Source organism: Streptomyces sp. NBC_00271 (genome assembly GCF_036178845.1).
Lineage (GTDB): Bacteria > Actinomycetota > Actinomycetes > Streptomycetales > Streptomycetaceae > Streptomyces.
This window is the reverse complement of sequence record NZ_CP108070.1, coordinates 2,261,603-2,277,274: the sequence shown is the minus strand read 5'-3', so window position 1 is coordinate 2,277,274 and position 15,672 is coordinate 2,261,603. Positions and strand designations below refer to the sequence as shown.

The window sequence follows — 15,672 nt, the reverse complement described above, 5'->3', positions numbered from 1 at the left end:
AAGTGACGTACGCCACGGTTTTGCGTGGCCGGGGCCGGAGTGGCGCTCAGAGCGTGACCAGCATGGCCAGCATCGCGATCCCCATGGACAGACGGCATGCCTGTGACAGCTCGGGGCGGTCGCCCCAGCCGAGGGTCCGGGGGGTGCCGCCGAGCGTCCCCGAGTCGCCGGCCATTGCCGAGACCGGCAACAGCCGGGCCCCGGAGCGCAGCACGTACCCGACGAAGTAGACCAGGAGCGCCCCCGTGACCAGCGGAATCCCGGAACCGCCGCCGTGCTCGTGGTGCCCGGGGGAGGCGGCCATCGCGGCGGCCATGTAGACCATGGCGCAGGCCCCGACCAGATGGTGCAGATGGTGCGGGCTGCTGCGGACCGACCACAGGGTGCGCAGCGCGGCGGCAGCGAACACCGCGGCGTACGCGAACCAGGCCCAGCGCGGCGGGGTGGCCGCCGCCGCGGGCACGGCCATCGCGGCCATGCCGAATCCCATGAGCGCCTCGGCGCCCGCGGTGCGGCGCTGCTCCTCGACGGGGCTGCGCATCCGCAACAGGCAGTAGGCCCCGCTCGCCGCGCACAGCGCTACGAGCAGCCAGCCGGGTGACGCCGGTCCGTGCACCGCGTACCTCCCCGCTCGACGGAGTCGGACAGTCGTTGATGTCGGACAGTCGGTCAGGTCATGCCCGGTCAGGGCGGTGCGCAAGCGAGCGCACAGGTGTACACGGGGGAGCGTGCGGGAGTGCGTCGCAGGTGGGCGTGGGTGGGCGGTGACGGGAGAATATATTTCACTAGTAAAACACCTGCTAAGCTTGAAGCTATGAGCAGTGCGACCCCCCAGATCCCCCGTGTACGCCGCCGTCCCCATGGACGTCACCGCTCTCATGGACGTCGTCTCCCGCTGGCCGGTGTGCTGCGGCTCGGCCGCCCCGCCGACATCTGGTTCAAGCCCGCACTGAGCGTGGTCGCCTCGGTCGCCCCGCCGAATCTGACGCTTCTCGCGCTCGGCCGACTGGACCTGGCGATGTACACCATGGCCGGATCGCTCTGCGCGCTCTACGCCCACAACCGTCCGTACGCCGCCCGCGCCCGCGCGCTCGCCTGGGTCGTCCTCGGCATGCTCGGCGGCCTCGCCGTCGCGCTGACCGCGGCCTCGCTCACGACGAACGCCGTCGTGCTGGTCACCGTCGGCGCGCTGCTGGCTGCTGTGCAGAAGGCGCTGTGTGACGCCACGCGCATCGGGCCGCCCGGTCACGTGGTCCTCGCCTTCATCAGCTCCGCGTCCCTGTTCGTGCCACAGACGCTCGGCCAGGTTCCCGGCCATCTCGCGCTGGGCGCCGCGGCGGGCGCCTGGGCGTGGATCGTCGGCATGGCACCCGGACTCGTCCGCCCGCACGGGCCCGAGCGCCGTGCGACGGCGCACGCGCTGAACGCCGCGGCCACCTACGCCGAGACAGCGGGCAGCGGTGACGGGGCCGCCCGGGCCCGCGCCGCCGCGGCCGCCGCCGTGCACGGGGCCTGGCACTCGCTGCTCTCCACCGGCGCCCGCAGTGCGCCCCGGCGCGCCCTGGAACGGCTCGTCGTGCGAGCCGAGGTGGCGATCACCGCGCCCGCCGACACGGAGCCCGAGCGGCTGCGGACGTGGGCGCGCGAGGTACGGGGCACCGGGCCCGTACCTCGTCCGGACGACCTCGGGGAAGCCGCCGACGAACTCCTGGGCGTGGAAGTCGAACTCGCCGTCCCCCCGAACCCCTTGTTCCGTCGTCTGGGCCCACTCGCCCCGATCGCCCTGCGCACCGCGCTCGGCTGTGCCCTCGCCGGATACGCGTCGCTCGCGCTCGGCGTCGGCCGCCCCTACTGGGCGCTGGTCACCGCCGCCTCGCTCTACCAGGCCAACGTCACCCTGACCTGGAGCCGGGGAGTGCAGCGCGTCGTCGGTAACCTGATCGGCGTCCTCTTCTTCGCCGTGCTCGCCCCGCTGGCCCATCTCAGCCAGGCGGTCCTCGTCCTGCTGTGCCTCGCCCTCAACTTCGGCGCCGAGGCCCTGATCGGCCGCAACTACTGGCTCGGCAGCATCTGCGTGACCCCCATGGCGCTGCTCATCACCGAGTTCGCCCGCGTCCAGCAGTCCGGTGAGCTGATGACCGACCGGGTCGCGGACACCCTGGTGGGTGCGCTGGTCGGCTTTGGCGCGGCGGTCGCGGTCACCAACCGGCGGGCCGGCGCCCGTATCGAGGACGCCCTCGACGCCGTCGAGCGGGCCCGTGAACGTGCCGTGGGCCTGCTCGACGCCGAGCGTCCCGAACCCGGCGCCCTGGAGTCCGCCCGCCGCGCGCTGTCCGGCGCCGTCGTCGAACTGCGCGCCACCGCCGACGCCGCCGCCGGCGAATGGTGGCAACGCGCCCTGCCGGAGGAGCGGGTGATGCGGGCCGAGCAGTCCGGACACCGTACGCTCGCGGCGACGGTACGGCGGCAGGGACTGCACTCCTTGGAGGGCGCACAGGCATGACGGCAGCGGATGGGCGCGCGACGGACGCGGCACTCGGCCAGAGCGGCACTGCGACCCCGGCGACACCTCGGCACGCGGCGCCGCACGGGCAGCCGAGTCGGATGAGCGAGCCCCCGGCTGGGCGGTCGGGTTCGGCGGGCGCCGTGGTCGGTGGTGCTGCCGGCGCGGACAGTCCGGCGACCCGGCGGTCGGCGTCGGCGGAGGCGCGCGTCGGTGGGCGCGGCCCGTCGGGCGACTCGGCCGGACGCGGGCTCTCGGCGAGTGCTCCACGCGGAGAGGTGGCGTCGACGGACAACGGGACCGGAGAAGCGGCCGACGCGGGTACCCCGGCCGGGGGGTCCACACCGGCGCATCCGCAGGCCGGCCGGTCGTCGTCGGCGGAGCCGGACTCCGGGCCCGCGCGCGCGTTCGGGCCGGCCGGGGCGGACACGCCCGCCGTCCGCCCCGGCACCGCAACGAACACCGAGACCGCTCCCCAGACTCCGTCAACCAGCCCGGTTGCCTCGGGCAGCCCAGCCGCCTCAGGCACTCCGGCTCCCTTGGGCACTGCGGCTCCGTCGGGGAGCCCGGCCGCTTCGGGTACCCCGGCTCCCTCGGGTACCCCGGCTCCCTCGGGTACCCCGGCTCCCTCGGGCACCCCGGCTCCGTCGGGGAGCTCGACTGCCTCGGTTGCCTCGGGCGCTCGGGCCGCATCGGGCGCTCCTGCCTCAGGCGGCCCGGCCGTCTCGGGCACTTCGGCTCCCTCGGACAGCCCGGTTGCCGCGGGTACCCCGGTTGCCTCGGGCAGCCCAGCTGCCTCAGGCGGCCCGGCCGCCCCGGGCACTGCGGCTTCCTCGGACAGCCCAGCCGTCTCGGGCGCCCCGGCCCCCTCAGGCAGCCCAGTCGCCTCAGGTCCCCAGCCCCCGTCTGGTCCCCAGGCCCCCTCAGGTACCGAGACCCACTCAGGTACCGAGACCCCCTCAGGCACCCCCACCACCGCACCCCCCGGCACCCCGCCCCCGGTCGACACCATGGCTGCCGTGGTGCGGCAGTGGCAGGCTGTGCATCCCGGGATCGACACCGGGCCGATGGAGATCATCGGCCGGATCAACCGCTCGGCCGCGCTGCTCCAGCAGGCCGAGGACGCCCCGTTGCGTCGGGCCGGGCTCACCCGTCCGGAGTTCGACGTCCTCGGGACCCTGCGCCGCACCGGTCACGAGCTGACCCCCAGTGAGATCGCCCGCGAGACATTCTCCTCCGGTGCCGCCGTCACCAAGCGCCTGAAGCAACTGACCGAGCGCGGCCTGGTCGAGCGCCGCGGTGACACCCGTGACCGCCGGGTCGCGCACGTCCGGCTCACCGACGCGGGACGCGACCTCGTCGACGGCATCCTGCCCCAGCAGCTCGCCTACGAGACGACGGCCCTGTCCGGGATCGACCTCGCCCGCCAACGCGAACTCGCCGACCTGCTCGGTGAGTTGCTCGGTCAGCTCGAAGGCCGTCTCGGGGTGCCCCGCGTCTGAGGCGTCCCGGGGGTCCACTCGCTTCGAGGGCACTCGCCGTTGACACGAGCCGCGCGCCGCTCCTACGTTCAGGCTCGCCCGGTTCGGAGTTCCGGCTGACGTACGGGATGTCGAACAAGCAGAGTGACCGCGGAGGCGCAGTGGCAGCAGACACCGAGACGCTCACCATCGACCTCGGCACCGACACCGGCGCCTTCCACGGCGGGGCGAGCGGCACGCTCTACGGCCTGTACGGCGACGGAGTGCCCAGTCGCAACGTGGTCGAGGGCATGTACGTGCGCACGGTGTCGACCAAGGCCCAGGACGGCACCCAGCACCCCGGCGCCGACGCCCTCGACATCCTGCCCTCCTTCGTGGACTGCGGAGGCAGGGACGTCTACCTCTACATGACCGACATCTACCGCGGCTTCCCCTACCAGTGGCCGGGCGCCACCGGCGAGGAACGCCTCGCCGACTACCGGGCCAGGGTGGAGAAGCAGGTCAGGCAGGTCCTGACGACGGGTGCCCTCAAGTCCCACATCGTCTACGTACCGTTCAACGAACCCGAAGGCAACATGTTCGGCACGGGGGAGTGGAGCTACGACAAGACCTCCTGGCACACCGACCCGCGGCACTACTTCGCCGCCTGGAAGGACCTCCACCACCTCATCAAGGACCTCGACCCGCACGCGCGCATCGCGGGCCCCAACACCTGCGTCCTGTACGAGGAGGTGCGGGGCTTCCTGGAGTTCGCCAAGGCCCACGACGTCCTCCCGGACGTGGTGACCTGGCACGAGCTGTCGACGCCCGCCGCGATCCGTACGAACGTCGCCAAGTACCGCGACATGGAGCGGGAGTTGGGTATCGGCCCCCTCCCCGTCAACATCAACGAGTACGCGCACAACTACCACCTGTCCGTGCCCGGGCAGATGATCCAGTGGATCTCCGCCATCGAGGAGTCGAAGATCGACGCCGACATGGCGTACTGGAACATCGACGGCAACCTCAACGACTCGGCGGTCGAGGCGAACAAGGGCAACGGCCAGTGGTGGCTGTTCCACACCTACGGCCGGATGACCGGCCGCACGGTCCACGTACGGGCGCCGCACCCCAATGCCCAGTACACCCTCCAGGGCGTCGCCACGCTCGACCGGGACAAGCGCCAGGCCCGCGCCCTGTTCGGCGGCAGCGGCGGCGCCGCGGATCTCGTCTTCGAGAACGTCCCCGCCGAGATCTTCGGCGGCACGGTCCACGCGAGGCTCCACGAGATCCCGTGGACCGGCCAAGTCGGCGCCTCGGCACAGCCGTTGCGCATCAAGGACCTCGAACTGCCCGTCGGCGAAGGCAGGGTGCTCCTTCCCCTCGCCGACCTCGACGCGATGTCCGCCTACGAGGTGATCCTCTCGCCCGGCGGCGACGGGGTCCTCGCGCCGCCCTCGATCGGCTGGCGCCGGTCGTACCACGCGGAGAACGCGACCTGCACGGGCGAGGGTCACTCGAGGAACGGGCCCGAGGGATCCCCCTCCGACGTCGACAGGTTCGCCACCTCGGGCACCTACCACGTCGGCGGACTGCGCACCGGCTCCGACCTCGCCGTCGCCTTCTGTGTCGAGGTCCCGCAGGACGGTACGTACGACCTGAGTGTCCTCGCCAACTCCCACAACCTCCACGAACTCGTGCGGGAGCAGGGCCCCACCAATGTCTTCCTGCGTGTCGACGGAGCGGACCCCCAGGAGCTGCGCCTCCCCCTCGGCTACAAGCCGGTCGTCTGGGGGCACACCGACACCCGGGTGGAGCTGACGGCGGGCGCGCACACGCTCACCCTGTCCGCGCGGGACCCTGACCTCGGCGCCACCAAGGGCGACGCGATCATCGACCGGATCGACCTCGTCCTGCGGGACGCGCACGTGACCGCGCCCGCGCTGTACGAGGCCGTGTACGCGGACCTCGGCGCCGGCGCCCGCGTGACGTACGAGCACCGCGGCGCCCGCGGGCCGGGTGCCGTACTGCTGCCGCCGGGAGGGACCGCCACATTCTGGGTGCACGCGGCCGCCGACGGCGAGGCGTTCGTGACGGTTGATCAAATCGGACTGGGAGAAGGGTTGTTGACGGTCAACGGGGTGGAGGTCGGAGGTCTCGACCGGGACGGGATCCCGCTGTTCCTGGCAGGCGGCATCAACAAGGTGACGGTGACCGGCACTTCGGAGCGCGTCGTCCTCGACCGGCTGTGCGTCGGACCGGGAACCGGACGCCTCGAGACCACCGTGTACCCCGCCGAGGAGGGCACGGTGACGGGCGAGGCCAAGGTGACGGGCGCCCACACCTTCGCCACCGGCGGGAAGGCGGTCGAGGGAATCGGTCGGGGGCCGGACAACGCCCTTACCCTGATCGTCACGGCGACACGCACCGGACGTCATGCCCTGACCGTCCGCTACTCCAACGGCGAGCAGCCCCCGGCCACCCACTACAACCCCGATCCGGTCTGCCGCCACGCGGACCTGTCCGTGAACGGGGCGCCGGCGCACCGGATCCTCTTCCCCACCACCTTCCACTTCAACAACTTCTGGGACCTCGCCGTCCCCGTCACCCTGAACGAGGGCACCAACACCCTCACGTTCACCGCCGACGAACGGCCCGACTTCGACGGCGACACCACCAACGCCCACCATCAGCGCTCCGCGTACGCGCCGGTCATCGACCAGGTGGCGGTGACACCCCTGGCATGAGGTCCGGTCGAGCGTCCGGCTAGCCCTCCTCGCCCGCCACATGAACCCCGAAGAACGCCCCCTGCGGGTCCCGCAGGACGGCGATCCGGGGGCCGTCCGGCACGGACGTGGGCTCCATGAGAATGCTGCCGCCCGCCCCGACGGTGGCGTTCGCGGTGGCGTCCACGTCCTCGACGGCGAAGTACGGCAGCCAGTGCGGCGGCACCGCGTGCGGGAAGTTGTCGTCCATCGCCACCATGCCGCCGAAGTCGGCTCCCTCGATGCCCCACTGCGTGTAGTGCTCGGAGGCGTTCACGGTCCAGCCGAAGACCGTGGTGTAGAACTCGACGGCCCGGTCCGGGGCGCGCGTCAGCAGTTCCACCCAGCCGAGCGCGCCCGGCGCGTTGAACAGCCCCGCGCCCGGGAAGGCCCGCGCCTGCCACAGCTGGAAGGCCGCGCCGGTCGGGTCGAACACCACTGCGAAACGCCCGACGTCGAACACGTCCATCGGGCCGAGGACGACCGTGCCGCCCGCGGCCTGCACCGCGTCCACGGCGGTGTCGGCGTCGGCCACCGCGAAGGACACGTTCCAGGCGACGGGCTGCGACTCCTGGTACAGCGGGGAGATCGCCGCGACCGGTGCGTCGCCGAGGTGCGCGACCGTGTAGCCCCCCGCCTCCTGGCGCGGGTCGGTCTCCGGGCGCCAGCCGAACAGATCGGCGTAGAAGCGCTTGGCCGCCTCCAGATCACTGGTCCCGAGTTCGGTCCAGCACGGACCGCCGGTCACCGGCTTGTCGAGCTTCATGACGTTCCTCCGCCCTTGCGCCAGAAGGCCCCTCCAGCACGCTATGCCCGTGCCCTGGCCGTGGCCATCCGGCGCAGGGCGTCGTGCGCTCAGATTCCGGGGCGGTAGCGCAGCGGATGATCCGCCGGGATCTCCACGAGCACGATCTCGACACCGTCCGGATCCGCGATCCACATCTCGATCAGCCCCCACGGCTCCTTCACCGGCGGGCGCACGATGTCGACCCCGGCCGCCGACAGTTCCTCGTACGCCGCGTCGGCGTCGGCCACCTGGAGCCACAGCCTGAGCGCGGGCGAGGGCGGGGTCGCGGAGCGGCCCGAGACCTCCAGGAAGCCGCCGCCGAGGAAGTAGACCGTGCCGCGCTCGGGCCCTGTCCCGAACTCCCGGTGGACGGCGAGCCCCAGCCGCTCGCCGTAGAAGAAGCGGGAGCGCTCCGGGTCGGTGGGCCGCAGAAGGATCCGACTGCTCAGTACATGCACCATGCACCCGGAGCCTAGGGCCTCAAGGGTGGGGGCGTTACGCTCAGCGGTGCCCGTGCCGCGCCAGAGATTTCGGAGAACCGTTCCATGGACACCGCCGCCGCCACCGGACTGACCTTCCGCGATGCCACCGACGCCGATGTGGACGCCCTCGTCGCGCTGATCGAGTCGGCCTACCGCGGGGACTCCAGCCGGACCGGTTGGACCACGGAGGCGGACATCCTCGAAGGTCAGCGGACCGACCCGGAGGGCGTGCTCGCCGTCATCAAGTCGCCGGGCAGCCGCCTCCTGACCGTGGAGCGGGACGGCGCCGTCGTCGCCTGCTGCCAGCTCGAACACCGCGGCGACCACGCCTACTTCGGCATGTTCGCGGTCAGCCCGGCACTCCAGGGCGGCGGACTCGGCAAGGTGATCATCGCCGAGGCGGAGCGGCACGCCCACGAGACCTGGGGTGTCGCGGAGATGCACATGACCGTGATCTCCGCACGCGAGGACCTCATCGCCTGGTACGAGCGGCGCGGCTACCGCCGTACGGGAAAGATGACTCCCTTCCCGTACGGCGACGAGCGCTTCGGCATTCCGCAGCGCGACGACCTGCAGTTCGAGCTGCTGGTCAAGCCCCTGGCGCAGCCCGCTCAGTAATCCTCAGGCCGTGAAGCGGCCGGTGCGTTTGATCTGGGGATAGTCGGTGGTCGCGCCGTCCAGCTCCAGGGCCCGCACCAGCCGCAGGTGGTCCTGGGTGTTCACCACCCAGCCGATGATCCGCAGATCCGCCTTGCGGGCGTGCTCGACGACCTCCAGGGTCAGCCGGCGGATGTTGAGGCAGACGGTGGCGGCGCCGACCTCCACGGCGCGGTCCACGACATCGATGCCGTAGCGGCTCGCGATGAGCGCCGTGCGGACGCCCGGCACGAGCCGAGTGATCTCGGCGATCGCCTCGTCGTGGAACGACGACACCTCCACCCGCCCCACCAGATCGCGCCGGTGCATCACCTCGGCGAGCGCCCGCGCCGCCGCCGTGTCCTTGATCTCGGCCTGCAGCGGCGCCCTGATGGTGTCCAGGACCTCTTCGAAGACGGGCACGCGCTCACCGTGCCCGGCGTCCAGGGCGCGCAGCTCGGCGAGGGTCATCTCGGCGATCGGCCCCGAGCCGTCGGTCGTACGGTCCACGTCCGCGTCGTGCATGACGACCAGCGCGCCGTCCTTGCTCAGATGCAGATCGAGTTCGATCAGGTCGAGGCCCGCGTGCTGGGCGGCGATGAAGGAACGGAGGGTGTTCTCGGGTTCTACACCCATCACTCCGCGATGACCGATGGTGAGGAAGTTCAAGATTCGACTCGCTTCCGTCGACGGCGGCTCGGCTCGCGCGTGGTCTCGGCGGCACCCACGCGGCAAGGCCGCAGCCTAATCGTCCCGCCGCGCGATGTACCCGCTCGTACGCCAGGCAGGGCGTGTCTGCCGCAAGGGGAGAGCGGGCCGTTGCCGCCGGGGCGCGTCACCCGGGCGTGGGCGAGTCTCGTGGCGGTTGACCCCGAGCGCCCGGAGCCGTTGCTCCTGCCACTTCCCGGTCCTTCCCGCGGATGTCCGTGTACCCGGCGCCCTATAGGGGAAGTAATCGCCCCCACGGTATCCGGCAGGAAAAAGAGCGGTGAAGTAGGGGTGGTGCAGGATAATCTATCGAGTCTCCCCTTGCGGGAAGGAACCTCGTTTACATACGGTGTGCATACGCGAGGTTCTCCCGTGGAGGGTGAGAGATGACGGAAATTCTTGTGTCAGTGGGTCTGGAGGAGCGGGTTCCTCCCGTGGGCAGGGTGGTGGAGCACCCGGCTTGGCCTGTGCTCAAGGATGCCGTGGAGGAGATCCGGCCCTGGCAGTCCAAGGACGGGTCGATCGACTTCGAGGCCGAGGGTGCCCCGGACGCGGCCGATGTCGATCGGGCCGTAGGCCGTGCCATAGACGCCATCGAGCGGCTCGCCCCGCTGCTGCCGCACGACGCCGAGTACCACGAGGCGCTCGTGAAGGACCTGCGCCGCTGGGTCGACGGTGGCTTCCAGGTGCCCGACTTCCTGGACTCCCTGCTGGCCTTCCAGCCCGCCGCGCACCGCGAGGACGGTCTCCAGCATCTGGTCGTCTTCCCGATGTACACGCAGAACGGCAACCTGGACCGCAACTTCGAGGCGGTCGTGCTGCGCATGGTCTGGCCGGACTGGCTGGCGGAGCTGGAGCGCACCCGCTACGACAACCCGCTGTTCTGCGGCATCACCTTCGAGGATTTCACGGCGGGCTACGACACCAACTCGGCCGTCCTCTTCCCGGAGACGATCGCCGTGCGCGAGGCGCCGGAACGATTCTCCTGGGGCGGCATCTTCTGCGACCGCGAGGCCGCCCGCTTCCGCGCCGTCACCGACGCCGCCGTGGACGTCCTGGGCCTTCAGCTGCCCGAGGACATCGCCGCGATGGTCCACGACCAGGACCGCTGCGAGCAGGCCTTCGTGCTGTGGGACATGGTCCACGACCGCACCCACAGCCACGGCGACCTGCCGTTCGACCCGTTCATGATCAAGCAGCGCCAGCCGTTCTGGATGTACGGCCTCGAGGAGCTGCGCTGCGACCTCACCGCCTTCAAGGAGGCCGTGAAGCTGGAGGCCGAGGGCCACCAGCACGGCCGTGACGTGCAGTACGCGGTGCTCTTCGACCGGATGTTCCGTTTCCCCGTCACCGGCGACCGCGTCCGCAACTACGACGGTCTCGGCGGCCAGCTCCTCTTCGCCTACCTGCACCAGCACGACGTCGTCCGCTGGACCGACAACAAGCTGCACATCGACTGGCAGCGTGCCCCGCGGATCACCAACCAGCTGTGCGCCGAGATCGAGGACCTCTACCGGGCCGGCATCGACCGTCCCAAGCTCGTCCACTGGTTCAAGGCGTACGAGCTCGTCTCCACCTACCTCGCCCCGCACCCCGGCTCCCGCTGGGCCAAGGGCCCGGACGCCCTCGATCTGACCCAGCCGCCCCGTAAGCTCGTCGACGACGTGCTTCCGGACGAGTTTCCGCTGAGCATGTTCTATGAGGCGCTCTCCAAGAAACTGAAGAACGTGATCGCCTCCACCAAGGGCATCACCGCGACGAGCGCCGAGCGGGCCGCCGCGTGAGCGCTCGTACCGGGGATGTTCAGGAGGCGAAGGCGATGGCACACGGAAACGGCAACGGACCTCTCAGCGGCGCGGTGATCGCGGTCGCCGGAGCGGGTGGACCCGCCGGGCGCGCGACGCTGGCCAGGCTCGCCGACGCGGGCGCGACCGTCATCGGATCGGACAACGATCCCGAGCGGCTCGCGGAGGCCGTGGACGCGGCCCGCTACGGGCACGGCGGCGCCACCGTCGTGGGAGACACGGTCGACCTGCTCGATCTCGAGTCGACCCGCGAGTGGGCCGTCCGCGTCGAGAAGGACTTCGGCCATGTCGACGGCCTGGTCCATCTGGTCGGCGGCTGGCGGGGCAGCGAGACCTTCACCAGGACGAGCCTCGACGACTGGGACTTCCTGGAGCTGCTGCTCATCCGCACGGTGCAGAACACGTCCCTCGCGTTCCACGAGGCGTTGCAGCGCAGCGACCGTGGCCGCTACCTCCTGATCAGCGCGGCCGGCGCGAGCAAGCCCACCGCGGGCAACGCCGCCTACTCCGCCGCCAAGGCCGCCGCCGAGGCGTGGACGCTGGCCATGGCCGACTACTTCCGCAAGGCCGGGGGCGAGCAGGGGCCGACTTCGGCGGCTGCCATCCTGGTGGTCAAGGCACTGGTGCACGACGCGATGCGCGCCGAGCGCCCGAACGCGAAGTTCGCGGGCTTCACGGACGTCGAGGATCTGGCCGAGGCCATCGCCGACGTCTGGTCGCGGCCCGCCGGTGAAGTGAACGGAAACCGTCTGTGGCTGACCGAGAAGCCGTGAACCCTCCGAAGACCGACGCCCGGCGTCACCACGACCCGGCCGTCCGCGGCTTCGCCAGCGACAACTACGCGGGGGCTCACCCCGAGGTGCTCGCCGCCGTGGCCCTGGCCAACGGCGGGCACCAGGTCGCGTACGGCGAGGACGACTACACGGCGAACCTCCAGCAGATCATCCGCAGCCACTTCGGCGCCACCGCCGAGGCCTTCCCGGTCTTCAACGGGACCGGCGCGAACGTGGTCGCGCTCCAGGCGGTCACCGACCGCTGGGGCGCGGTGATCTGCGCGGAGAGCGCGCACATCAACGTCGACGAGGGCGGCGCCCCCGAGCGCATGGGCGGCCTCAAGCTGCTCACCGTGCCCACGCCCGACGGCAAGCTCACCCCCGAGCTGATCGACCGTCAGGCCTACGGCTGGGACGACGAGCACCGTGCGATGCCGCAGGTCGTCTCGATCACCCAGAGCACCGAACTGGGCACCCTCTACACGCCCGACGAGATCCGCGCGATCTGCGACCACGCCCACGCGCACGGCATGAAGGTGCACCTGGACGGGTCCCGGATAGCCAACGCGGCCGCCTCCCTGGACGTCCCCATGCGGACGTTCACCAACGCGGTCGGCGTCGACCTCCTGAGCCTCGGCGGGACGAAGAACGGCGCGCTGTACGGCGAGGCCGTCGTCGTCCTCAACCAGGACGCGGTCAGTCACATGAAGCACCTGCGCAAGCTGTCCATGCAGCTCGCCTCCAAGATGCGCTTCGTCTCCGTGCAGTTGGAGGCGCTGCTCGCCAAGGACCTGTGGCTGCGCAACGCCCGCCACTCCAACCAGATGGCCCAGCGGCTGGCCGAGGGCGTGCGCGCGGTGCACGGCGTGGAGATCCTCCACCCGGTCCAGGCCAACGCCGTCTTCGCGCGTCTCCCGCACGACGTGAGCGAGCGGCTCCAGAAGCGCTACCGCTTCTACTTCTGGGACGAGGCGGCGGGAGACGTCCGCTGGATGTGCTCCTTCGACACGACCGAGGACGACGTCGACGGGTTCGTGGCGGCGCTCAAGGAGGAGATGGCTCACGCGTAGCCCGGACACCAGTGTCTGCATAGATATGCGGTCACCTGAAAAGTCATTGACTCTCAGGTGATCGCATTCCTATGCTCTCCGGGCATGGAGCTGATCCAGAACACCGCCGACCTGTCTGCCTACTTGGCCGCCGACGAGGTCATCGACCATCACCATCCGCTCGTACAGGAGACGGCCGCGCGGCTGGCCAAGGGGGCCGTCGACTCGTATGCCTATGCGCGGGCGGCCTTCGAATTCGTGCGCGACACCATCCCGCACTCGCAGGACTCCGGCGATCTTCGGGTCACCTGGCGTGCCTCCGACGTGCTGGAGCGGCGCACCGGCATCTGCTACGCGAAGGCCCACGCCCTGGCCGCTCTGCTGCGGGCCGAGGACATCCCGACGGCGTTCTGCTACCAGAAGTTCGACGAGGTGCACGGGCTCGTCGCCGTGCGGTTCAACGGCGCCTGGCACCGGCAGGACCCCCGAGGCAACAAGCCGGGCGTGGACGCCCAGTTCTCCCTGGACGGCGAGCGGCTGGCCTTCACGCCCGACCCCGAGTTCGACGAACTCGACTATCCGGTCCTGTACGCCGAACCTCACCCGGTCGTGCTGAGCGTCCTCAAGGCCGCCCCCGACCGGCCGCACCTCTGGAAGACGCTTCCCGCCGCGCTCTGAGGCCGACCACCCCTCACCCGGACGCGGGCGATGGGTGGGGTGCGACGAGGCGCGGTGGGGTGCGGCGGGGCCGAACTCGCCGCACTCCTGGAGAAGTTCAGCCCCGAGGCGCGGCGCGGATCACCGGCCACGCCCCGGCGTGACGATTCAGCGGGCCTCGGCCGCCTTCACCTCTTCGGCGGTCGGCGCCGTGCCGCCGAGGTGCGCGGGCATCCACCAGGTGTCGTCCGGGCCCTTGGGGCGGACCGGATAGGCGCGCTGCGCGGCCTCCAGGAGCTCCTGGACACGCTCGCGCAGTCGCCGGGTGATGGCGCCCGCGTACTGGTCCTGCGGCGCCTCCACCGGTTCGCCGACCCGGATGGTGATCGGGGTGTGGCTGCGCTTGAAGTTGCGCGGGTGGCCCTTGGTCCACAGCCGCTGGGTGCCCCACAGGGCCATCGGGATCAGCGGCACGCCGGCCTCCTGGGCCATGCGCGCGGCACCCGACTTGAAGCTCTTCAGGGTGAAGGACTGGGAGATGGTCGCTTCGGGAAAGACGCCGACGATCTCGCCGGACCGCAGTGAATCCAGCGCGTGCTGATACGCCGTCTCGCCCTGCTTGCGGTCCACCGGGATGTGCTTCATGCCCCGCATCAGCGGACCGGAGATCTTGTGCCGGAAGACCGACTCCTTCGCCATGAAACGCACCAGGCGCTTCTGTGGCAAGGTGGCCAGACCGTCGAAGATGAAGTCCAGATAACTGATGTGGTTGCTGACCAGCACGGCGCCGCCCGAGCGCGGAATGTTCTCCGATCCCTTGCAGTCGATCTTGAGGTCCCAGGCCTTGAACAACACTTGGGCGAGACCGACGACGGGACGGTAGACAAGCTCTGCCATGGACGGGGTGGACCCTTTCTCTCTGCTCGGGAAGGGGTCTCCCGGCGGGAAAGTTACGCAGCCGTAGGTTTACGGCATTGCGCAGATCGTGCCCCAAGAACGGACGAGTGGCCAGTCCCAGTGCCGCGATGCGGCGAGATCCTCGTCACGTGTCCCCTGATCGACCTCGGACTTCTAACTCACCGTCACTGGGCGCGTACCGTCACCCGACGTACGAGCAGGTACATCTCGCAGCCCAGGCAGTATCCGAACGCCGCGTTGAGGAACGCGGCCGCCAGCGCGCAGCCGGTCGCGGCGAACCCCAGCCAGTCGGGCCCCGCCGTGAAACCGATCAGCCCCACCACGGCGAACACCAGCCCGACGGCCTGCGCGAACTGCGGCGGTTGCGGCGACTCGTACTGTGCGGGCGGCCCGAGTCGGGGGCGTACGACCGTGCGGAACAGCCAGCCGTAAGGGGAGCGCGCCACGCCGCCCGAGGCGCCCAGCGCGAACGCCAGTACCTGCCAGGCCAACAGCCAGGTGCTGCCGGTGATGAGAACGGCCGCCAGTACGACGGTCGTCACGGCCGCACCGAACCGCGGCCCTCTTGCGTCAATGTCCATGAATCAAGCATTCCGTATGAAGGGCGGTCCGTGGACCCGGGAATCTTTGCGGTCTCGTGAATGCTTGTGCTGGAGATGACCGGACTTGTGGTGTGCGTGGTGGTGCTCGCGGCGGCGAGCGCGTTCGGAGTGCTGCAACGGCGGCGGAGCGGGAGGGTGAGAGTGCGCGGGCGTGACGGTGGAAAGCGGCTCGGCGCGGCGGAGTTGGGGGAGGGGCTCGGTGAACGGGCCACGCTCGTCCAGTTCTCCAGCGCTTTCTGCGCTCCGTGCCGGGCCACCCGGCGGGTGCTCACCGAGGTGGCCGGAATGGTCCCGGGCGTGCGCCACGTGGAGATCGACGCCGAGGACCGCCTCGAACTCGTCCGCGAACTCGAGATCCTCAAGACCCCGACCGTGCTCGTCCTCGACGCCGACGGACGGATCGTGCGGCGCGCGACCGGACAGCCGCGCAAGGCGGATGTGATCGCGGCGCTGGGAGAGGCCGTCTGACTCGTGGCGATCATGGTGAGGCATCTCGCAGATGACCGGACGTACTTGACTGCACGCAC

At 70.7% G+C, this 15,672-nt stretch carries 15 protein-coding genes; 9 read left to right on the top strand and 6 right to left on the bottom strand.

What is annotated here, in order from left to right; all coding sequences use genetic code 11:
- Positions 1-46: 46 nt before the first annotated feature.
- A complete protein-coding gene (locus tag OG798_RS10850; protein ID WP_267061058.1) occupies positions 47-616 on the bottom strand; it encodes a DUF5134 domain-containing protein in 570 nt (189 codons plus the stop codon).
- Between the two features lie 198 nt (positions 617-814).
- Here OG798_RS10850 and OG798_RS10845 point away from each other — a divergent pair, with 198 nt between their 5' ends.
- From OG798_RS10845 to OG798_RS10835, 3 genes are all read left to right on the top strand, one after another.
- Complete coding sequence (locus tag OG798_RS10845; RefSeq protein ID WP_328756875.1) at positions 815-2,503, top strand: FUSC family protein; 1,689 nt, start codon at positions 815-817, stop codon at positions 2,501-2,503.
- Between the two features lie 1,010 nt (positions 2,504-3,513).
- Entirely contained in the window at positions 3,514-4,005 is a 492-nt protein-coding gene (locus tag OG798_RS10840; protein WP_095856167.1) for a MarR family winged helix-turn-helix transcriptional regulator, read from the top strand.
- Between the two features lie 107 nt (positions 4,006-4,112).
- Positions 4,113-6,710 carry a cellulosome protein gene (locus OG798_RS10835; protein ID WP_328756874.1) on the top strand — a complete coding sequence of 866 codons (2,598 nt, stop codon included), beginning with the start codon at positions 4,113-4,115 and terminating at the stop codon, positions 6,708-6,710.
- A gap of 19 nt (positions 6,711-6,729) precedes the next feature.
- Here OG798_RS10835 and OG798_RS10830 read toward each other — a convergent pair whose 3' ends face one another.
- Together OG798_RS10830 and OG798_RS10825 are read right to left on the bottom strand one after the other, a co-directional pair.
- Positions 6,730-7,494, bottom strand: a complete 765-nt coding sequence (locus tag OG798_RS10830; RefSeq protein WP_067372884.1) for a VOC family protein — start codon at positions 7,492-7,494, stop codon at positions 6,730-6,732.
- Between the two features lie 89 nt (positions 7,495-7,583).
- Positions 7,584-7,976 carry a VOC family protein gene (locus OG798_RS10825; RefSeq protein ID WP_097226619.1) on the bottom strand — a complete coding sequence of 131 codons (393 nt, stop codon included), beginning with the start codon at positions 7,974-7,976 and terminating at the stop codon, positions 7,584-7,586.
- An 84-nt stretch (positions 7,977-8,060) separates the two neighbouring features.
- Here OG798_RS10825 and OG798_RS10820 point away from each other — a divergent pair, with 84 nt between their 5' ends.
- On the top strand, positions 8,061-8,615 hold the full coding sequence (locus tag OG798_RS10820; protein ID WP_095856170.1) for a GNAT family N-acetyltransferase: 555 nt from the start codon (positions 8,061-8,063) through the stop codon (positions 8,613-8,615).
- A 3-nt stretch (positions 8,616-8,618) separates the two neighbouring features.
- Here the strand turns inward: OG798_RS10820 and OG798_RS10815 are convergent, their stop codons facing one another.
- Positions 8,619-9,302 (bottom strand): glycerophosphodiester phosphodiesterase, encoded by a 684-nt coding sequence (locus OG798_RS10815; protein WP_095856171.1) that lies wholly within the window; start codon positions 9,300-9,302, stop codon positions 8,619-8,621.
- A 425-nt stretch (positions 9,303-9,727) separates the two neighbouring features.
- Between OG798_RS10815 and OG798_RS10810 the strand changes: the two genes are divergently transcribed.
- The 4 genes from OG798_RS10810 to OG798_RS10795 all read left to right on the top strand — a co-directional run bounded on the left by OG798_RS10810 (position 9,728) and on the right by OG798_RS10795 (position 13,646).
- Positions 9,728-11,125, top strand: a complete 1,398-nt coding sequence (locus OG798_RS10810; protein WP_095856172.1) for a DUF6421 family protein — start codon at positions 9,728-9,730, stop codon at positions 11,123-11,125.
- Positions 11,126-11,160: 35 nt separating this feature from the next.
- Positions 11,161-11,919 (top strand): SDR family oxidoreductase, encoded by a 759-nt coding sequence (locus tag OG798_RS10805; protein ID WP_095856173.1) that lies wholly within the window; start codon positions 11,161-11,163, stop codon positions 11,917-11,919.
- A complete protein-coding gene (locus OG798_RS10800; protein WP_095856174.1) occupies positions 11,916-12,989 on the top strand; it encodes a threonine aldolase family protein in 1,074 nt (357 codons plus the stop codon). The genes OG798_RS10805 and OG798_RS10800 overlap by 4 nt, the downstream gene beginning before the upstream one ends.
- 84 nt (positions 12,990-13,073) lie before the next feature.
- Positions 13,074-13,646, top strand: coding sequence for a transglutaminase domain-containing protein (locus OG798_RS10795; protein WP_328756873.1), 573 nt, complete (start codon positions 13,074-13,076; stop codon positions 13,644-13,646).
- Between the two features lie 147 nt (positions 13,647-13,793).
- Here OG798_RS10795 and OG798_RS10790 read toward each other — a convergent pair whose 3' ends face one another.
- Both OG798_RS10790 and OG798_RS10785 read right to left on the bottom strand, forming a co-directional pair.
- Positions 13,794-14,522 (bottom strand): lysophospholipid acyltransferase family protein, encoded by a 729-nt coding sequence (locus OG798_RS10790; protein WP_328756872.1) that lies wholly within the window; start codon positions 14,520-14,522, stop codon positions 13,794-13,796.
- Positions 14,523-14,707: 185 nt separating this feature from the next.
- Complete coding sequence (locus OG798_RS10785) at positions 14,708-15,124, bottom strand: DUF4395 domain-containing protein (RefSeq protein WP_328756871.1); 417 nt, start codon at positions 15,122-15,124, stop codon at positions 14,708-14,710.
- 75 nt (positions 15,125-15,199) lie between these two features.
- On the opposite strand from OG798_RS10785, the gene OG798_RS10780 reads away from it, so the two are divergent.
- Positions 15,200-15,613, top strand: coding sequence for a TlpA family protein disulfide reductase (locus OG798_RS10780; RefSeq protein ID WP_095858271.1), 414 nt, complete (start codon positions 15,200-15,202; stop codon positions 15,611-15,613).
- Positions 15,614-15,672: the final 59 nt, after the last annotated feature.